Origin of the sequence: Fodinibius salicampi (assembly GCF_039545095.1) — a bacterium.
GTDB classification, from domain to species: Bacteria; Bacteroidota; Rhodothermia; order Balneolales; family Balneolaceae; genus Fodinibius; species Fodinibius salicampi.
Map to the genome: position 1 here is coordinate 811814 of NZ_BAABRS010000001.1, position 18312 is coordinate 830125.

The following is an 18312-nucleotide window of genomic DNA, read 5'->3' on the forward strand; positions in this document are numbered from 1 at the left end:
CAGGCTGATCAGGGGACCATATGCAGTATTAAAGGATACTAATCCATATTCAACATTTATTTAATAATCCGATTAGTAGTATCTGTAATAAAACGACATCCCATTCAATTCTGTCCAGATAATTTTTCGTTAGATTTTATTAACTCCGCCACTTTATTTTTCAAACGCTTTGTGGCCTCATAAATAAGATTACGCACCCTTTTATTGGAAACATCCATTATTACAGCAATCTCTTTATTTTCCATACCGCTATCAATACGCAGTAATAATGCCTCTTTTTGTCTTGGGGTTAGGGTTTGCAGCGCTTCACGGAAAAGTGCATTACGTTGTTTCCTTTCTTCTCTCAATATAATTAACTCCTCCATATTGAAAATATCGCTGTGTTCTTCCTCTACATAAACAGCATTTCTATTATTCCGGGCTTTAATACGCTTGTTATTGCGCAAAAGTATTCTGCGAAAAGACACATATAAGTAACTATCTATAGAATTAGGGGTTTCTAAGCTTTTTCTCTTTTTCCATAGACGAAAAAATAATTTCTGTATTCCATCTTTAACTGCCTCGTGCTTTGGGCCGGATAGAAAATTCATTCCGTATCGAAACAATCGATCATAAAACCGAAGAAAAAAAGCTGAAAAAGCCTCCCTGTCATCTTTAGAAAAAGCTTCCCACAGTTGTTCATTACTATATAGCTTCCATTGTTCATCATCAGATCTGTCAGTATCTGGTGTCAAAAACATATCCCATATCCCCTAGATTAATACTGTTTGCTAACTGCAACAGTGAATAAGACTCGCGTTAAGAATTTCTATACTAATAGCTGTGAATGAAGAAACAACCAAAACCAAATTGTCCCGAGTTTAATTAGATAATCTTAATATTATTTGAAATTATTTTTTACAAAAGTCAAAAGTTAATTTAACTATTTTGCAAAATTGTTATTGCCGGGAATGTAAACTTTAAAAACAGCTAATGGTTTTGGCCAATATTTCTTTAACGGCTTAAAACACTAATAAGTAATAATCTGAATTTTTCCTCAGTATTGACATAGTATTATATCTTGATAATCGCTGTTTAAGCATAATATTAAGAAGGAGTAGCTACTCTGGAGGGTAAAGAAAACAGGTTTTTAAGAGAGAGTTCATCAACAATTTGAACTCTGAATCTATCGGCTCACTTCCTCTCTTTTCCATAAACTTATAGCCTCGATTAAAATCCATATCGTAAAGCCCAGGATAATAGCTCCAAGGAAAAAGAGAAGTATATTAGAATCAGATGATCTTAAACCAGACCATTCAAATACGACCTGCTCCGTCATAGCCCATAGGGTCATAAAGAAAAGAAATATCATGGGAATAAGAGTATAAATGATAGGCCTCCCTTGCCGTTTCAACCATATAGTAATCAAGAGGAAACTAATACCCGCTAACAATTGATTGGAAGTTCCAAAAAGAGGCCATAGCAGGTAACCACCGGAACCGAGTCCTCGGGGCCCTTCAGGGAGTAATACGAGAGCTGAGCTTGATATCACGGCAATAGAGGTAGCTACGTGAACTCCGGTAAGCTGTTTGATATTATAGACTTCGCCCAACTCAGCGATGATATACCGCATCAGGCGTACCGAGCTGTCCAGGGTGGTAGCAGCAAAACTCACTACAATAACTGCAATAATAGTACGAGCAGATTCGGCCGGAATCCAAAGTCCCGTAGCCAGCTGACCTGCCCCCTGTATAAAGGTATTGAGTCCATTAGATCCGGCAGCTGAAAAGGAGGAGTATGTGGAGTTAAAGGCCTCACCACTCGAAAAATAGGTGGCTACCGCCAATATGGTAATGATGGCCAGAGCACCCTCTCCTATTGCTCCAAGGTATCCTACAAATCGGGCATCAGGCTCTTTATCTATTTGTTTTGAGGTTGTACCCGATGAAACCAGTCCATGAAAACCCGATACTGCTCCGCATGCAATGGTAATAAAAAGCAATGGGAACCAACTGGCATCATTAGCAGCAGGATTACTTGCGGGAGCAGTAACGTTGGGGACCATCACGAACAGTCCGAGGTACAAAATAATTAACCCCAAAATTAATTGTTGAGCATTTATAAAGTCCCTGGGTTGAAGAAGCTTCCAAACTGGTAGAACAGAGGCAATATATACATAGACCATAAGCACAATAATCCAAATAAGGAAAGCCATGGAAGTACTGCTAAGTCCAAATAGAACGGTATTCCCTTCTCCTCCAAAGTAACGGATGAAATCAATTTGCAGGGCCGGAATATAGGTAGCTATTATAGCTGAGGCATACATTACAGCCAGCACAATAACAGAGGGAATCAACATGCTGCCCTGCCGCTTATAGGTATGATACCCAATCCAGACAGCCAATGGAATCTGAATAAAAATTGAGATCACACTGGCCGGAAATGAAATAAACAGATTAGAAATGACCCATGCAAAAACAGCATTTATCATTAGTACGAGAATAAGAATAATAAATAGAAAAAGGATTCGTCCCCGTTTTCCAATCAGTTCATCCGCCAAAGTTCCAATGGAGCGCCCCTGGTGACGAATAGATAAAACCATCGTTCCAAAATCATGCACCCCAGCGGCAAAGACCGTCCCGATAGCAACCCATAGAATAGCAGGTAACCAACCCCAATAAATAGCAATAGCAGGACCTACAATTGGGGCTGCACCTGCAACAGAGGTAAAATGATGTCCTAATACAATCCATTTATTTGTCGGGACAAAATCCCGGCCATCTTCAAGTTTATGGGCAGGAGTTTCATAGTCAGGATCAAGTTGGTATATCTTACGGGCAAGGAATTTAGAATAGAAAGCATATCCGAGCGCAAAAATTATTATAGCCCCTATTGCAAGTAATATGCTATTCATATAACCTTAAAGTTTGCTCTATCCTCTTACTTATTTGAATACAAAAAACCGCATAACAAAATTAAAGCAAACTTTTTGGTCTGTTCAATAGCCTAAACCATTTGTTCAGAATATGGATAAAATATAATATTTAGAGATGGTTAGCTGCTCTCCTCCTTAGCAGAAAATATTTGGCTATAGATCATAAGATCCGGAATAACAAAAAAATAGTACTGAAGATTAGCTCCTCTTTTATAAAAGAAGGGACAGGAGATCTATCCCCTGTAAACCGGCACGTTTGAGCATGCCTCACCGTACATTAACTTTTTAACATGCGGTATAAGCTTTTGAGTAGCATAAAGATAAACGCTATCGGGTACAGGACGCTCATCATCACTGCACCCTTTGAGAATCACAAATTTATCAGCGTATTGGCTCCAATCCACCGATTCCAGCTTACGGGTATATAGTTCATGAATGATCTCATCCGGCTGGGCCTTAAAGACCTCTTTGGCGTATGGGGTCAAGTGTTTGCCTACCAGCATAAAAGCCCACTTTGAAAGAATTGCATCAGTAGAGCAATATACACATACATACTGGTCTTTATACTGCTCCCAATCATATTCCTCGAGCTGCTCCCGAAAGTCCTTCTCCTTTAAAATAAGTCCCTTAAACAGGAACTGCTTTAGATCGAGGCCTATACGTTGGGTATCATCGTAGTATTTCTGGAGATCAACCGTTACGAGCTTATCGGATTGTTTTACTTTATTGACGATTTCGCCTTGAGTATCTGTAGCCATAATTTACACCGAAAATGATTCTCCGCATGAACATGTACGCGTTGCATTCGGGTTTTCAAAGTAAAAACCCTGACCATTCAACCCTTCGGTATAATCCAGTTCGGTCCCAGAGAGGTATAAGAAGCTTCGCATATCCACGATCAGTTTAATACCGTTGGTTTCAAACTCTTGATCCTCTTCCGTTTCATCTTCCGGTTGGGTATCAAAATCGAGATCGTAGGTTAAGCCTGAACAGCCACCGCTAACAACACCTACCCGAAGCTTGGCGTCATCCGGCAAATGCTGTTCATTGCGAATTTCTTTAATGCGTGCTGCTGCTCGGTCACTTACCGTAATGGACATATATTTTAAACACTAATCTTATTTAAACAGAAACTACTTGTATTTCAGGATCAATGCGCTTTACCATGCTTTCTATAGCATAGAGCGTACCGCTAGTAGCCGTAGGACACGTACCACAGGATCCCTGGTAATGTATTTTCAAGCGGTTACCATTTAAACCTAATATCTTCAAGCCCCCCCCATCTGCCAGGAGATACGGTCGGACCTGCTCATCAAGCAATTTATTGATTTCTTGTAACCGAGGGTCATCTGACTCCTGTACCTCTTTGGTTGCATGTACTTCGTCGTCTTCTTCGACATCTGTCTGGGGAGTTGCTTCTCTGATAGGTGGAGCAAGTTTGCGAAGTAATTCCGACCAAACGGCCTCTCCATCCTGAGTGACGGTGACATACTTGTCCACATAATAGACATTAATAACATTGTCTATGGCAAATAGCGCCGATGCAAGCTCATCATGCTCAGCATCAGAAGCATTTTCAAATGATTTAGTTACTCCGTTTGTCAGAGGTTCTCCCAATACAAAACGCATGGCATCGGGATTAGGTGTTCGTTCAATTTCTTTAATCTTAGGCATAATTTGATAACGGTTTAATTACAGTTTACCGCTCTGCTGTTTAGAACGAATATAAATAAATTATAGTTTCCAGAAAACCAAAGAATTAATCAGAAAAACTTTTTTGCCTGTTTAATTCCTTCAGCAAGCCGGTCTATATCATTTCTGTTGTTATAAAAAGAGATGGAGGCCCGTGCTGTAGCCGGAATATTAAATCTTCTCATTGTTGGCTGTGCACAATGATGGCCGGTGCGGACCGCTATGCCCTGTTGATCCAGGATAGTACCGATATCACTGGCATGGATATCATCAAAAACAAAAGATATTACAGATGCCTTATCTTTGGCTGTACCTACAATACGAAGTCCTTCAATAACTTCCAGTTGTTCGGTTGCGTAAGCCAATAGTTCTTGCTCATGGTGAGCAATGTGTTCCATTCCAATATCAGTTAAATAGTCAATAGCCGCTCCAAAGCCAATACCTGCTGCAATGGGTGGAGTCCCGGCCTCAAATTTATGAGGCAACTTATTAAAAGTGGTTTCTTCGAAACTCACTTTATCAATCATATCTCCGCCACCGCGATACGGGGGCATTTCATTGAGATACTGTTCTTTTCCATAGAGAATTCCGAAACCCGTAGGACCGCACATTTTGTGAGCAGAAAAAGCATAAAAATCAGCATCCAAATCCTGTACATCGATCGGGGAATGAGGTACAGCCTGTGCCCCATCCACTAAGACGGGAATATCATATTTGTGTGCTTCTTCAATGACTTCTTTCACCGGATGGACCGTCCCCAATGCATTAGAAACATGTCCAATAGCCACCATAGCCACATCTTCATCGAGTAAATCAAGGTAAGCCTCCCAAATCAGTTCTCCACGATCGTTTACGGGAATAACAGCCAATGAAGCACCGGTATCTTCTGCTACCATTTGCCAGGGTACAATATTGGCATGATGCTCAATTTCAGAAACGACTATCTTCTGCCCCTCTTCAAAAAAGGTGCGCCCGTAGCTTTGTGCCACGAGATTTATGGAATCTGTCGTACCACAGGTATAGATGATTTCATGACCGTGGCGTGCGTTAATCAAATCACGTGTTTTCTTACGGGTTTCCTCGTAGAAGTCCGTTCCCTCCTGACTCAAGGTGTGAATACCGCGATGCACGTTTGCGTGCTCGTGACGGTGATAGTAATCAATACGATCCGCAACCTGTCGGGGCATCTGGCTTGATGCTGCGTTGTCCAGATAGACCAAAGGATTCCCCTTAACGGTCCGTTCAAGAACCGGGAAATCCTTTCTAATAGCGTCAAAATCTATCTGACGCTTAGTGGTCGTATCTTTAGCAGGCTGTGCCATATCTAAGCCACTAACTGAGAATCTAATTGATTATTTGTAAAGTTATGAACCTCCTGAACTAACAGTTCTTGTACCGAATCGACCGTAATATTTTCGATAGTCTCCAGTGCAAAAGCATAAATCAACAGTTCACGAGCTTTTTCTTCATTCAGGCCGCGACTCTTCAGATAAAACAGCTCATCTTCTTCGAGTTGTCCTACCGTGGCACCGTGGGTACAAACAACATCGTCGGCAAATATTTCCAGCTGAGGCTTAGTATTAACCAATCCTTTTCTGGAAAGCAGCAGGTTCCGATTCTCCTGGAAGGATTCGATTTTCTGTGCATCACGACGAACGAAAATCTTACCGTTGAATACAGAGTGTGCCTTGCCATTGATCACACATTTATGAAGCTGATGACTGTCACAGTGCGAAAAACGGTGATCCATAACAGAATGCGTATCAGAAACCTGATCTCCGTCGATAAGAACCAGTCCGTCTACAGTAAATTCAACCTCTTCGTCCCGCTGCGAAATACGCGGTTCATTTCGAGAAAGCTTAGCTCCTCGTGTAATCGTATAAGACTCGTAGTTGGCATGTTTGGCAACAAAAGCTGCAGTTCTTGCAATATGAATCGCTTCCTTGCTGTCGCGCTGAATCTTGGTGTGTTTGACGTATGATTCTTCTTCAGCATTCACTTCCACGACCGGCAGATTGAAATATTTGTTGTCGCCCAGTCCGATGTGATCTTCTACTATTGTGACTTCTGATTCTTTATCAGCCACAACCACACTGCGGGAGGTAGTAAAGTAGTGTTCATCAGCATCAGTCTGGATATACAAGAAATGTATGGGAGCCTCTACCTTTTTGCCTTCCGGAATATAAACAAAAGCTCCGTCTTTAAGGAAAGCACTATTGAAAGCACTAAATATTTCGCCGTCAAAATTGGCATCCAGATACTTGTTAAGATGCTTTTCCAGTAGTTCATTGTCTTCTTCTACCAGGCTCGCAATATTCCCGATTACGACCTCATCGGGAAGTGCTTCTGTAGAGGAATGTTCCGCAGAAAAGCTTCCGTTAATAAATACCAGCCGCGAGTCCTGACTTTCCGGTAAATAATGACTGCTAATATCAGGGACATTTACCTCCAGCTCAGAGGCCAGCTTATAGGTATCCTTATAAAGATCCCGGAGGCTGATAAATTTCCAATCTTCCAGCTTTTTAGTTGGGAAAGGTGTATTGCGGACGGTCTCAGCTCCTTTCAGGCGCACTTCATCCAAATACTTGGATTTGCCGTTTAGAGCTCCCTGATAGTCCAGTAAATCCTTTAAAAAAGTACGTTCTTTTTGTTGTTGCTTCACTTTAGCCATTTTTTTTACTGTTCTCCATTTACAGATGCAGCATTCGTTAACCAGTCGTAACCTTGATCTTCAAGCTTAATAGCAAGATCCTTGTCGCCCGACTTAGCAATTTTACCGTCAATCATTACGTGGACGTAATCCGGGGTTACATAATCCAGAATACGCTGATAGTGAGTAACAAGTACCACTGCATTATCATCAGCAGAAATTTCATTAATACCATTTGCTACTATTTTAAGCGCATCAATATCGAGGCCGGAATCGGTCTCGTCCAAAAATGAAAGCCGTGGATTTAAAACAGCCATCTGGAAAATTTCATTACGCTTTTTCTCTCCACCACTAAATCCGGCGTTAACGCTTCGATCCATAAACTCTTTCTTCATGTCAATAAGCTTAAGCTTCTCAAGAGCGTAATCTTCAAACTCAAGCGGATCTAGCTCGTGACGACCGCGTTCCTTGGCTACCGTATTGTAGGCCTGACGCAGTAAATTTTTATTCGTTACGCCCGGTACTTCAACAGGATACTGGAACGCCAGGAAAATACCCAGATGAGCACGCTCATCGGCCTCGAGCTCCAGAATACTTTCGCCATCAAACAGGATATCGCCCTGAGTAACCTCATAGGCCTCATGCCCTGCTACGACCTTGGAAAGCGTACTCTTACCGCTTCCATTGGGTCCCATAATGGCATGAATTTCACCTTCATTTACTTTTAGATTAACTCCTTTTAGAATCTTTTCAGATGGATCTTCTTCTACGCGAACATGTAAGTCTTTGATTTCTAACACGCTAACTTATTCCTCTAATATTAATTTTAATTGTTAAAAATGATATATGGATTAACCGACGCTGCCTTCAAGCTTAATGCCAAGCAACTTATCGGCCTCAACAGCAAATTCCATGGGCAGTTCCTGAAGTACTTCTTTAGCAAACCCATTTACGATGAGGGAGATAGCATCGTCCTCATCCATACCGCGCTGCTGCAGATAAAAAATCTGATCTTCTCCAACCCTGCTGGTAGATGCCTCATGCTCAACCTTAGCTGTAGGATTTGCGGATTCAATATACGGGAACGTATGCGCCCCACAGGTTTGTCCGATTAGCATAGAGTCACAAACCGAATAATTCTGTGCTCCATCGGCACGGGGACTAATTTTCACAAGTCCACGGTAACTGTTGTCGGAATTACCCGCTGAAATACCTTTGGATATAATGGTGCTCTTGGTATTCTTGCCTATGTGAATCATCTTAGTTCCGGTATCCGCCTGCTGGCGCTGATTCGTTACAGCAACGGAATAAAATTCACCTATGGAATTGTCTCCCTGCAAAATCACGCTTGGATATTTCCAGGTGATGGCAGAACCCGTTTCAACCTGGGTCCATGAAATCTTGGAATTATCACCGCGGCAGTGCCCTCTCTTTGTAACAAAGTTGAATATACCGCCCTGACCGTCTTCATCTCCGGAATACCAGTTCTGAATGGTAGAATACTTGATTTCAGCATCTTCAAGGGCAACTAACTCTACAACCGCAGCATGCAGCTGATTTTGCTGGTACTGAGGGGCCGTACAGCCTTCGAGGTAACTAACATGGCTATTGTCCTCACAAATTATGAGGGTACGCTCAAATTGTCCGGACTGCATGTTGTTGATTCGGAAATAAGTAGAAAGCTCCATCGGACAGACCGTATCTTCCGGTACATACACAAAAGATCCGTCAGAGAATACGGCGGAGTTCAGTGCCGCATAGAAATTATCCCCTTTCGGCACTACGGTTCCCATATATTCTTTTACAAGCTCCGGATGTTCTTGGATTGCTTCCGAAATAGAACAGAATATAACGCCCGCTTCTGCCAGCTTTTCTTTAAAAGTAGTGAAGATAGATTCACTGTCAAAAACAGCATCAACAGCAATGCCTTGCAGCTGTTTCTGCTCATCCAACGGGATACCTAGTTTTTCATAGGTTTCCAGAATCTGAGGATCAACATCCTCAAGACTATCGGGCTTTTTCTTACCATCCTTCTTTTTGGTAGAAGAATAGTATTGGATGTTTTCGAAGTCAGGGCTGGTATATTCCACATTGGGCCAGTCCGGCTCTTCCATCTGCTTCCACTTTTCAAAAGCTTCCAGACGGAATTCTAAAACCCACTCTGGCTCATCCTTGCGTCGGGAAATTTCCCGAATAATATCTTCGTTAATACCCGTGGGAAAATCTTCATATTCTACATCAGTGGTGAAGCCGTACTTATATTCACCACCAACCATTGATTCAAGAGCTTCAGTTTCACTCATAAATAATCAGTCCGGTATTTTAAAATGTTGTAAATTTGCTTATTTAAATATCAGAAGGGCTATTTATATCATAAATCCTTATCCATCTGAATTAATTAGCAATTAATGCTAAATACGCACCTTTAACAGAGCCGAAATATAAGGAACATTACCGCTAATCTAAACTAAATTAACTACTTATTGTCCACTCATCTTCAGTAGTGCTCTTTACTCCCTAAATATGAATAGAACCACTATAAAGTTCCAATTGATAAGAGCTATATCATAGATAAGGTCTGCTTATAAAAAAACGTTTAACTTAACAGAAATTTAAAAGTCAACGTATAGCTTTTTAATACTTGCACCCTCCTCTTTTTATTATTAGGATTGGTAAAAAGGGATTCCCTAAAATACTACAGTTCATGTCTGATTCAAAAGAACCGAATATAACTACAGATTTTAAAACTGCCTATTCTTATCGTAAACGGTTATTTTATACGTTATCTGCTATTGTAGCAGCTATAATTATTGCCGGCTTCTGGAATTATCATTTGGTAGATGGATTTGGTCAGGATATTATTGCCGGAAATACCATCGGCGATACATCGGAACTGAGTAATGATTATGAAACAAAAGGTAGTGGTTTTGGATTTATCTTTGCAGCTATTGCAGGTCTTGCCGCTACTTTTACAGCCTGTAACTGTGTGGTATTCGCTATGATTCCGGGTTTAGTCTGCCCGGTTGATGAACAATCACACCAGACCTCTGCCTGGAAAGCATTTGGATTATTTGTGCTGGGAGTCTTAGGCATTACAGCACTTTACGGAGCGTTCATCGGTTTCCTGGGAGCTGATGGTACTGCCGCTCTTAATGAACGATCTGTTCGCCTAACGCAGGCACAGGTAGTTTTTAGCCTGCTGGGATTGATCATGCTGATATGGGGACTGCTCGAAATGGAATTTTTCGACTCAGTCAGAAAATCCTTCCCGGATCGTCTCCGTTCATTGATGAATCGGACAACATCAAAAGCGTTGCTATTGGGACTCTTGGTTGGTTTCTTTGCGATCGGTCGTCCTTTCCCTGTTTTTAGAGAATTCCTGCTGTATGCTGCTAGCGCTAACAGCCCTGTTTATGGAGCTGGAGTAATGGTTGTTCAGGGAATTGGCCAAATTGCCGTAATGGCTCTCCTTTTTGTGTTGATTATTTGGTTAGGGAGAAATAAGATAAGCGCTACTGCCCAATCCAGTCCATACAAGTTTCAACTTATCAGCGGGGTAGCACTGATTACAGGGGGCATGTATTTCATCTACTACTGGGGACTTGCTTTTATTTTTGATATTGGTCGATGGGGCTTTAAACTAGGCTGGTATTAATGATTATATGCCACCAGCGTCGTTATACTAAAAGCAAGATCGCAATAATTGCAATAGCTATTCCTCCCCACTGTTTTTGGGACACTATATCGTCCCAGAACCATAAACCCAGAAAGGTTCCTCCCAGTACATTAAGCGTATTAACAATTGGAAATGCTACAGCTCCACTAATCCCATCAAGAGCATAGATTAAAAATATAGCTGAATAGAGATTCGGAATACCAATGAGCATACCCATTTTAACCTCTTCCCAGGTGGCTAAAGATCCTTTCCGGAATATCGCAAGGACCAGTCCAATGATAAAAGCACTCAAAAAAATCCACGCCATAAATATGGACTCACTAAAAGCGAGGCTAAATTCCTCATTATACACCTTCAGTGAGGCATCTGCGAAACCGGTAAGCAAAAAGATGATCAGCAACAGCCACGAAGCATCTAAATTACCAATCCTGATATTTCTACCGCGCGAAATAAGAAGCAAAAGCGCCCCAACTACCAGTACTATACCCAATATTTTAGGTCCGCTCATCACTTCGCTATAAATAATGACGGATAGCAATACCGGAACTAACAGGGACAGACGCATAGCCGCTACAGAAATCCCCATTCCATTGGCATGAACGGACTTACTGTAAGCAATAAAATTGCCAATAAAAAAAGCACCAATAACCAGGCAGAACAATAAAACGGGGACTGACGGTCTGACTACCCATTCTGCCGATTGTTGTTCCGTAAATCCCACTCCAAAAGCCACAATAAATGCAACCAGGTAGTTGACCATAAGGGTATTTAGTGTGCGAAGCTTCTTGACCTCAGTAAGCTTCAGCAGGTGTGCTATAAGCAGTGAACAGACAGAACTTAACAAGAGATATAAATAAAACATATTATCTTTCCGGAATGAAAAAAGATAACGTACGATCACCGTAGAGCATGGGAGATTGTGAGCGATCGTGAAGGCGTCGGGAAGTGTAAGAAATGTTCTGGTTTAAGAGGCTGTATATTTGAATAATATCGGTCCTATGTTGTTGCAACGCCCGGGCAAAAAGATAAGGAAATATATGGTGATTCTTGTCCTCCGTAGATGAACGGTACAGCCGTGAAGGACGTCCAGGTTCACTTCCCAAAAGAAGAGCAGTATTAGGATCTTCAGTAAAAGCAGAAGCGTGTGATGCCATGTATTGCTCTACCTGATAATTTGAGAGGCTATCCGGCATACTTATGCTGAAGTCAATATCAGCTAATACCCATTTTTGCTGGGCCGGAATATTACCGAGTCGGGTTAAAAATGCCTTCAGTGGCAAATCCACTGCTGCATTCGATTCCTGTTCAATATTTTTCAGAAATAGCTCATTACCCTCTTGATCCGCCTTAATAGCTCCATAGCCGGCTATATAGACAAACAACTCTGTATTCTCATCGGCTGATGAATCTATCTTCTCGATTATATCAAAAACTTGCTGAGGATCATTTATATCCTTTAAAAAATGAATATTTTCATCCTGATATCCCAAACCATCTTTTAGGTACGCTTCTATTAGCCGGCCGTCTCGGTGAGTGTAGCGACGCTGAGGCAGTGATTCCACATAACTTTCGTTTGTAACAATGAGGGCCTGTGCACTTTGTATGTCTTCCCTTAGATGTGGGATATTACTTTCCACATCAATATTACCAAATGGGACAGTAGGAATGGTAATAATTTCAGTATCTTCTGAGAAGTTAGCCGTTCTCCACTGTATTTCGGCATCATCTCTGCGGATATAGCTTTCAAATATACCGTATCGCACTTTATACCAATCGTTATTATGTATTCCCTCTACATAAACCTGACTCCCTTCCGCTAACTGTGCCAAAACGTTTTCCGGATTTACGGCTGGCTCCCTGCGAAGTTCCGTAAAATCTGTATTTACCCGGGCGTAAGGGTCCAGAATAGAAGATACCGGATTCGAATAATGATAGGTTGAATCCTGGAATTCTATTTCTACCTCAAACTGTCCTGGTTGAGGATCTGTAAGCTTAAGATCTTCAAATCGGTTGGCAAGTGGAATATTGATTTGTCCTCCACTAATTTGTTCTATTTCTTCTTCAAAAACCGTGCGATTATTATAAGTTACAGAAACATTAGCTGGAGAAGAGATATTTTTGTCAACACGAACGGTATCGGTTTCGATAAAAGTTCCGGTATCATTAAGATACCGTTCCTCTCCGACAGGGCGAGGTTCTCCATCGGGCTTAAGATTAAAAAAACCAGAAACGGATAATAATGCACCAATGGTGTTTAAGGTGATAGACTGCATCCTATTACCTCCGAGTTGGCTCGAATTACCGGCATAAAAGGCGGCTGCTCCACCGGCAAGTCCCAAAATTACAAAACCCGGACGCAATCGGTATTCCTGTATCGTACGCTCGACCAAGATTTTCTCGGTATATTGGAAAGTCGTATTTGAAAGTACTTCTAATTTAAGAACGGGATTTTCGGGTGAAAGGGAATCAGACAGATGTAAAAAGGTTTCTTCATTAAGTACCTTTGAATCTGAGGAATCTACAGCTTCGCGATCCTTTACAACCCATCGGCTGGTCGTACAAGAAACGGATAGTAGCAAAAAAAATGCTGCAATCGTTATGTGTATTAAGCGTTTCACTATTTATACCTAAAGATTTATAACGGCTCCAAGTCCGATAACATTGCGAAATTTAAAAGAAGATGCGTCACCCGGATGAGACAACCACAGTGGCAGATCGTAGCGAAGCATAAGTCCGCGATTTTTTCCGAGGTAGTCGGGAATATTTATTGAAAACATAAAGCCCGGGCCCGCATCTGAAAATAGCGTATTTTGTTCCTCTTCCCTAAGTCCCAATGAGGTACCCGTGTCAAAGAACAGGTACGAATGAAGCTCAATAAATTCACCAGCAACGGGAATAGTTTTAATTACTTTATTTAAGGGGTTAGGGTAATCAAGCTCCAGGTTGACGGCGGAAAATGAGGTATAAAGGGGAGCTGTTCTTTCATTTAATAAATCAATATCCTGATGGGTATATCCGCGAAGGTTTGCATCGCCGGTAACCTGAATGTTACCTGATTGCATCCAGGAAGGCGGGATGGTTCCGCGGGCCCGGGTCCATCCACTATTCATCCACTTTCGGCCTGTTTTAAAACTCCTGGAAAAAAGATGTTCCGGTGCTGTATTTGTTGTCGCCAGACCTGTAAATAAGTGACTATTTAAGGTTACTGATTCAGTGAGCGGTATACGTTGTTTAAAGGTTATCACTGCTTTGGAAAAATTATTATATTTCCCCAATATATTAGCATCCGCAGATATAGAAAACACATAACGCCCCAGCCTGTTATCGTTGGTTTTCAATAAGTTAACGGATATTGGAAACAGCCATTCCTGTTGCCATAGCTGAGAATACAACAAGTAACTTTCTTCGAAATGACGTTGGGCATCCATGCCCAGGGAAAGCTCGGTGTAGTTTGTTTCATCAAATCCCTTTTGCCACCGTTTATTAAAGGAAAGTCCATGGGTTTGGAAGCCGGTACGAAAGGAGCTCCTTCCCCGAATGTTAGCCTCACTACCAAATTCAGATAGCGAAGGAATAGGCTCAGTAAGGGATATATAATAAGATACAGGATGAGTGGGTATTTTTGTCCCCAACCAGATTCCGGCATCCAGTCTATGGGGACCGTCACCAAAGGTGCCGGACATCTGACCTCGTACTCGTCCCCCAACCCGTATACCATCCACACTATTAAACCAAAGGTCAGGCGCAGGAAGAAGCTCATAGCTCCTATCGTCCTGTGCTATTATAGTGGTGGGCCCGGCAAAGAAGGCAGCAGCGGTAATTAAGACAAAAGATATTATGATTTGTTTGGTATAATCCACTCGTCTAACAATTTGTTTTGAGTTACTATCGAGATTAACAGCTTCATGAGCCGCCGCTGTTCCGGCCACCAAATATAATCAGATATTTGCTCTTTACGAATCCACCGGGCTTCTACATGCTCATAATTTAGATTGATTGGGGCTGACTGTGTTGCTATCTCTGCTGCAAAAGCTGGAATTTGCTGAATAGTGTCTGACTTAACATCGTAAAATTGATTAACGGACGGAAGAGTCCAAAAGGTCTGTGGCTTCCACCCGGTTTCCTCTGATAATTCCCTTTGTGCCGCCTCATATGCTTTTTCACCGGACTCTACCTTGCCGCCAATCATCCGCCATTGGCCTGCATACATAACGTCCGGCGATCTTTTTAGTATTAGTATTTTTACCTCTTCACCACCAGTTCGGTAGGCATAGAGATCAACAAGGCGACTCATTATATCAAATATCAGTCGTTGGCCAGAACCTTCTTTTTGAAATAATCCAATGTCTTACTAAGTCCCTCCTTTCGATCGTACTTTGGTTCCCATCCCAGTACTTCCCGGGCCCGTGAGATATCAGGCTGCCGTATTTGCGGATCGTCTTTGGGAAGTTCCTCAAATACAATCTCGCTATTGGAATTGGTAAGATCAATAATCTCTTTGGCAAACTCCAGTATGCTAATTTCCTGGGGATTACCAAGATTTACTGGCTCCACAAATTCGCTCTGTGAGAGTCGCCAAATACCTTCAACCAAGTCATCGACATAAATGAAGGAACGTGTTTGCGACCCGTCTCCATAGACTGTAATCGAATTGCCAGTGAGCGCCTGACGCATGAAAGTCGGCAGAGCTCGTCCATCGTGCAAACGCATTCGCGAGCCGTAGGTATTGAAGATACGGACGATCCGCGTTTCTATTCCATGATAACGATGATAGGCCATTGTCATGGCTTCAGCAAAACGTTTGGCTTCGTCATAAACCCCCCTGTGACCAATAGGATTAACATTTCCCCAGTAATTCTCTTTCTGGGGATGTGTAAGGGGATCACCATATACTTCACTAGTAGAGGCCAGCAGGAATCGAGCGTTTTTAGCTTTAGCCAGCCCCAACGCCTTATGCGTACCCAAGGAACCTACCTTCAGCGTTTGGATAGGCATCTCGAGATAATCGATAGGAGATGCAGGCGAAGCAAAATGAAGGATAAGATCCAGATCACCGGAAACATGAATATAATTCGTTACGTCATAATTGACAAAGGAAAAGCGATCATTGCCAACCAAATGAGCGATATTGTCGCTGTCTCCCGTAATAAGATTATCCATACAGATAACCTCATACCCCTCCTTTATATAGCGGTCGCAAAGGTGAGAACCTAAAAATCCAGCCCCACCAGTGATAAGAACACGCTTCATATTTTGATCTTCATTCAAAGTAGACACCTTAACTATTTATTGTATTATGGGGTATCATCTTATTAACACCCAGAACCGGCGCTTGAATTCTATTACACATTTACTGCCGGACGTCCTACACTGATATAAGTAATGCCAGCTTTTTCTGCACGGTCCAAGTCATAGAGATTGCGACCGTCAAAAATGACCGGCTGCTTCATCTCGTCGGCAAAATTATCGACGGTGGGGCGACGAAACTCATTCCACTCGGTACAAATGACCAAAGCGTCTATATCATCCAGCGCTTCTTTCTGATCATGTACAAAGGTGGTATTATCCAGCACTTGCTGGTTGGTCGCCCGCTTAAAAGTACTAATCGCCTCTGGATCATAAGCTAACAGCTTTGCTCCCCGTTTTACAAGCTCATCGGCGATGTATAGCGCCGGAGCTTCCCGGATGTCATCTGTTTCCGGCTTAAAAGAAAGTCCCCACATCCCAAAAGTCTTGCCGCTAAAATCGTCAGTACCATAATAATCCTCCATCTTTTCAACGATAGATATTTTCTGAGATTCGTTGACTTTCATAACCGAATCTATAATTCTAAAATCATAGCCATTTTGCCGGGCCGTGTAGTGAATAGCCTGAACATCTTTAGGAAAACAGCTCCCCCCATATCCAATGCCAGCAAAAAGAAAACGCTTACCGATACGGGAGTCCGTTCCTACCCCGCGACGCACATTATCTACATTTGCGCCCACCTTTTCACAGATATTGGCAATTTCATTCATAAAGGTAATTTTCGTTGCCAGCATTGCATTAGCAGCATATTTAGTTAGTTCTGAGCTGCGCCGGTCCATTACAATAATGGGATTACCCGATCGGACAAACGGTTCATAGAGTGTGGTCATGATTTCGGCTGCCTTCTCGCTGGAAGTACCGATTACTACTCGTTCGGGATACATAAAATCATCTACAGCCGCTCCTTCACGCAAAAACTCCGGGTTGGAAACCACATCAAACAATGATTCATCTAAATTTTCAGCGATAGCTTTATGTACGCGGTCTCCCGTACCTACAGGAACGGTAGATTTGTTTACAATGACCGTATAATCATCAATAAGCGATCCCAGCTGGTCGGCCACCTTCATAACGGCGGTGAGATCAGCCTGTCCGTCACCGCCCGGAGGAGTAGGTAAACACAAAAATACAATATCGGCCTCCTTTACGGCTCCCTCTATCTCGGTTGTGAAATGGAGACGTCCCTCACGCTGTCCGCGGGAGAACAGGGTTTCCAGGCCCGGTTCATAAATGGGAATTTGGCCTTCTTTCAGTTGGTCAATTTTCTCTTCATTGATGTCTACACATGTAACCTTATTGCCCGAATCAGCAAAGCAGGTACCACTGACCAACCCCACATATCCGGTGCCTATAACTGCTATGTTCATTTATTTATCGCTCAATATTTTTGATTTCTAGTTTTAGTTCTCCGGCCGGCACTTCCACTTCTAGTACGTCTCCTATTTCGGAGCCCAAAATAGCCTGACCGATAGGTGATTTAACCGATATCTTGCCCTCTTTAAAGTTTGCTTCATCCTTGGATACCAAGGTATACTTCACCTCTTTATCTACAGTATGATTGTAGATGGTGACTGTAGAAAGCAGGTATGCCTTGTCTATATTTACATCTTCTTCATCGAGGATGCGGGCATTAGCCAGAGCATTCTCAAGTTCAGCGATACGCTTTTCAAGCATACCCTGGGCCTCTTTTGCCGCATCATACTCGGCATTTTCACTTAAATCACCCTTAGCTCGAGCCTCAGCAATCTCTTCGGCTATCTCCTTGCGTCCTCTTCCTTTAAGATCTTTAAGCTCTGCTTCCAGTTTTTCAAATCCTTCACGTGATAAGTAGTTCTTTTCCACGATACTCAGCTTTTGTTTTAAAAGTAATTTAAGCTTGGAATAAAAAATGCCAGCGGGAAGGCTGACATTTTATCTATGATAACGGCATAAAATACTATCTTATTGACACTTATACCAAATCTAAATTTAGCAGCACCGAAAGTTTTTTGCTGGCAATAAACATTTATGGGTTATTAATATGTCAGCTACTAGTGGCGATCGATTTATAAAAAAACTTTAATCGTTTACAAT

General features: G+C 42.1%; 17 protein-coding genes. 1 reads left to right on the top strand and 16 read right to left on the bottom strand.

What is annotated here, in order from left to right; genetic code table 11:
• Window positions 1–104 precede the first annotated feature (104 nt).
• The 9 genes from ABEB05_RS03330 to sufB form a co-directional block, all read right to left on the bottom strand.
• Window positions 105–740 (bottom strand): RNA polymerase sigma factor, encoded by a 636-nt coding sequence (locus tag ABEB05_RS03330; protein ID WP_265787511.1) that lies wholly within the window; start codon window positions 738–740, stop codon window positions 105–107.
• Window positions 741–1165: 425 nt separating this feature from the next.
• Complete coding sequence (locus ABEB05_RS03335; protein WP_265787513.1) at window positions 1166–2893, bottom strand: carbon starvation CstA family protein; 1728 nt, start codon at window positions 2891–2893, stop codon at window positions 1166–1168.
• A gap of 254 nt (window positions 2894–3147) precedes the next feature.
• The gene (locus tag ABEB05_RS03340) at window positions 3148–3672 is read right to left on the bottom strand and encodes a DUF2480 family protein (protein WP_265787514.1); all 525 of its coding nucleotides are present in this window, start codon (window positions 3670–3672) and stop codon (window positions 3148–3150) included.
• Between the two features lie 3 nt (window positions 3673–3675).
• A complete protein-coding gene (locus ABEB05_RS03345) occupies window positions 3676–4014 on the bottom strand; it encodes a HesB/IscA family protein (RefSeq protein WP_265787515.1) in 339 nt (112 codons plus the stop codon).
• Between the two features lie 22 nt (window positions 4015–4036).
• A complete protein-coding gene (locus ABEB05_RS03350) occupies window positions 4037–4588 on the bottom strand; it encodes a NifU family protein (protein ID WP_265787516.1) in 552 nt (183 codons plus the stop codon).
• Window positions 4589–4677: 89 nt separating this feature from the next.
• Window positions 4678–5928: a cysteine desulfurase gene (locus ABEB05_RS03355; protein WP_265787517.1), complete on the bottom strand. Its 1251-nt coding sequence runs from the start codon at window positions 5926–5928 to the stop codon at window positions 4678–4680.
• 2 nt (window positions 5929–5930) lie between these two features.
• Entirely contained in the window at window positions 5931–7277 is a 1347-nt protein-coding gene (sufD, locus tag ABEB05_RS03360) for a Fe-S cluster assembly protein SufD (protein WP_265787518.1), read from the bottom strand.
• Window positions 7278–7282: 5 nt separating this feature from the next.
• Window positions 7283–8056, bottom strand: a complete 774-nt coding sequence (sufC, locus tag ABEB05_RS03365) for a Fe-S cluster assembly ATPase SufC (RefSeq protein ID WP_265787519.1) — start codon at window positions 8054–8056, stop codon at window positions 7283–7285.
• Window positions 8057–8107: 51 nt separating this feature from the next.
• The gene (sufB, locus tag ABEB05_RS03370) at window positions 8108–9559 is read right to left on the bottom strand and encodes a Fe-S cluster assembly protein SufB (protein WP_265787520.1); all 1452 of its coding nucleotides are present in this window, start codon (window positions 9557–9559) and stop codon (window positions 8108–8110) included.
• 401 nt (window positions 9560–9960) lie between these two features.
• Between sufB and ABEB05_RS03375 the strand changes: the two genes are divergently transcribed.
• Window positions 9961–10911 (top strand): urease accessory protein UreH domain-containing protein, encoded by a 951-nt coding sequence (locus ABEB05_RS03375; protein WP_265787521.1) that lies wholly within the window; start codon window positions 9961–9963, stop codon window positions 10909–10911.
• Window positions 10912–10933: 22 nt separating this feature from the next.
• Here ABEB05_RS03375 and ABEB05_RS03380 read toward each other — a convergent pair whose 3' ends face one another.
• The 7 genes from ABEB05_RS03380 to greA form a co-directional block, all read right to left on the bottom strand.
• Window positions 10934–11794, bottom strand: a complete 861-nt coding sequence (locus ABEB05_RS03380) for a hypothetical protein (RefSeq protein ID WP_265787522.1) — start codon at window positions 11792–11794, stop codon at window positions 10934–10936.
• Window position 11795: 1 nt separating this feature from the next.
• Entirely contained in the window at window positions 11796–13511 is a 1716-nt protein-coding gene (locus tag ABEB05_RS03385; RefSeq protein WP_265787523.1) for a caspase family protein, read from the bottom strand.
• Between the two features lie 48 nt (window positions 13512–13559).
• The gene (locus ABEB05_RS03390) at window positions 13560–14792 is read right to left on the bottom strand and encodes a hypothetical protein (RefSeq protein ID WP_265787525.1); all 1233 of its coding nucleotides are present in this window, start codon (window positions 14790–14792) and stop codon (window positions 13560–13562) included.
• On the bottom strand, window positions 14768–15226 hold the full coding sequence (locus ABEB05_RS03395; RefSeq protein WP_265787527.1) for an NUDIX domain-containing protein: 459 nt from the start codon (window positions 15224–15226) through the stop codon (window positions 14768–14770). Before ABEB05_RS03395 ends, ABEB05_RS03390 begins: the two co-directional genes overlap by 25 nt.
• Before the next feature lie 11 nt (window positions 15227–15237).
• Complete coding sequence (locus ABEB05_RS03400; RefSeq protein ID WP_286669010.1) at window positions 15238–16182, bottom strand: UDP-glucuronic acid decarboxylase family protein; 945 nt, start codon at window positions 16180–16182, stop codon at window positions 15238–15240.
• 92 nt (window positions 16183–16274) lie between these two features.
• Window positions 16275–17606, bottom strand: coding sequence for a UDP-glucose dehydrogenase family protein (locus ABEB05_RS03405; RefSeq protein WP_265787530.1), 1332 nt, complete (start codon window positions 17604–17606; stop codon window positions 16275–16277).
• A 4-nt stretch (window positions 17607–17610) separates the two neighbouring features.
• Window positions 17611–18084, bottom strand: a complete 474-nt coding sequence (greA, locus tag ABEB05_RS03410; protein ID WP_345694252.1) for a transcription elongation factor GreA — start codon at window positions 18082–18084, stop codon at window positions 17611–17613.
• Between the last annotated feature and the right edge of the window lie 228 nt (window positions 18085–18312).

Excerpts from the sequence above, each read along its gene's own strand:
- ABEB05_RS03330 (WP_265787511.1), bottom strand. The coding sequence starts at position 740 with ATGTTTTTGACACCAGATACTGACAGATCTGATGATGAACAATGGAAG.
- ABEB05_RS03335 (WP_265787513.1), bottom strand. The coding sequence starts at position 2,893 with ATGAATAGCATATTACTTGCAATAGGGGCTATAATAATTTTTGCGCTC.
- ABEB05_RS03340 (WP_265787514.1), bottom strand. The coding sequence starts at position 3,672 with ATGGCTACAGATACTCAAGGCGAAATCGTCAATAAAGTAAAACAATCC.
- ABEB05_RS03345 (WP_265787515.1), bottom strand. The coding sequence starts at position 4,014 with ATGTCCATTACGGTAAGTGACCGAGCAGCAGCACGCATTAAAGAAATT.
- ABEB05_RS03350 (WP_265787516.1), bottom strand. The coding sequence starts at position 4,588 with ATGCCTAAGATTAAAGAAATTGAACGAACACCTAATCCCGATGCCATG.
- ABEB05_RS03355 (WP_265787517.1), bottom strand. The coding sequence starts at position 5,928 with ATGGCACAGCCTGCTAAAGATACGACCACTAAGCGTCAGATAGATTTT.
- sufD (WP_265787518.1), bottom strand. The coding sequence starts at position 7,277 with ATGGCTAAAGTGAAGCAACAACAAAAAGAACGTACTTTTTTAAAGGAT.
- sufB (WP_265787520.1), bottom strand. The coding sequence starts at position 9,559 with ATGAGTGAAACTGAAGCTCTTGAATCAATGGTTGGTGGTGAATATAAG.
- ABEB05_RS03375 (WP_265787521.1), top strand. The coding sequence starts at position 9,961 with ATGTCTGATTCAAAAGAACCGAATATAACTACAGATTTTAAAACTGCC.
- ABEB05_RS03380 (WP_265787522.1), bottom strand. The coding sequence starts at position 11,794 with ATGTTTTATTTATATCTCTTGTTAAGTTCTGTCTGTTCACTGCTTATA.
- ABEB05_RS03395 (WP_265787527.1), bottom strand. The coding sequence starts at position 15,226 with ATGAGTCGCCTTGTTGATCTCTATGCCTACCGAACTGGTGGTGAAGAG.
- ABEB05_RS03400 (WP_286669010.1), bottom strand. The coding sequence starts at position 16,182 with ATGAAGCGTGTTCTTATCACTGGTGGGGCTGGATTTTTAGGTTCTCAC.
- ABEB05_RS03405 (WP_265787530.1), bottom strand. The coding sequence starts at position 17,606 with ATGAACATAGCAGTTATAGGCACCGGATATGTGGGGTTGGTCAGTGGT.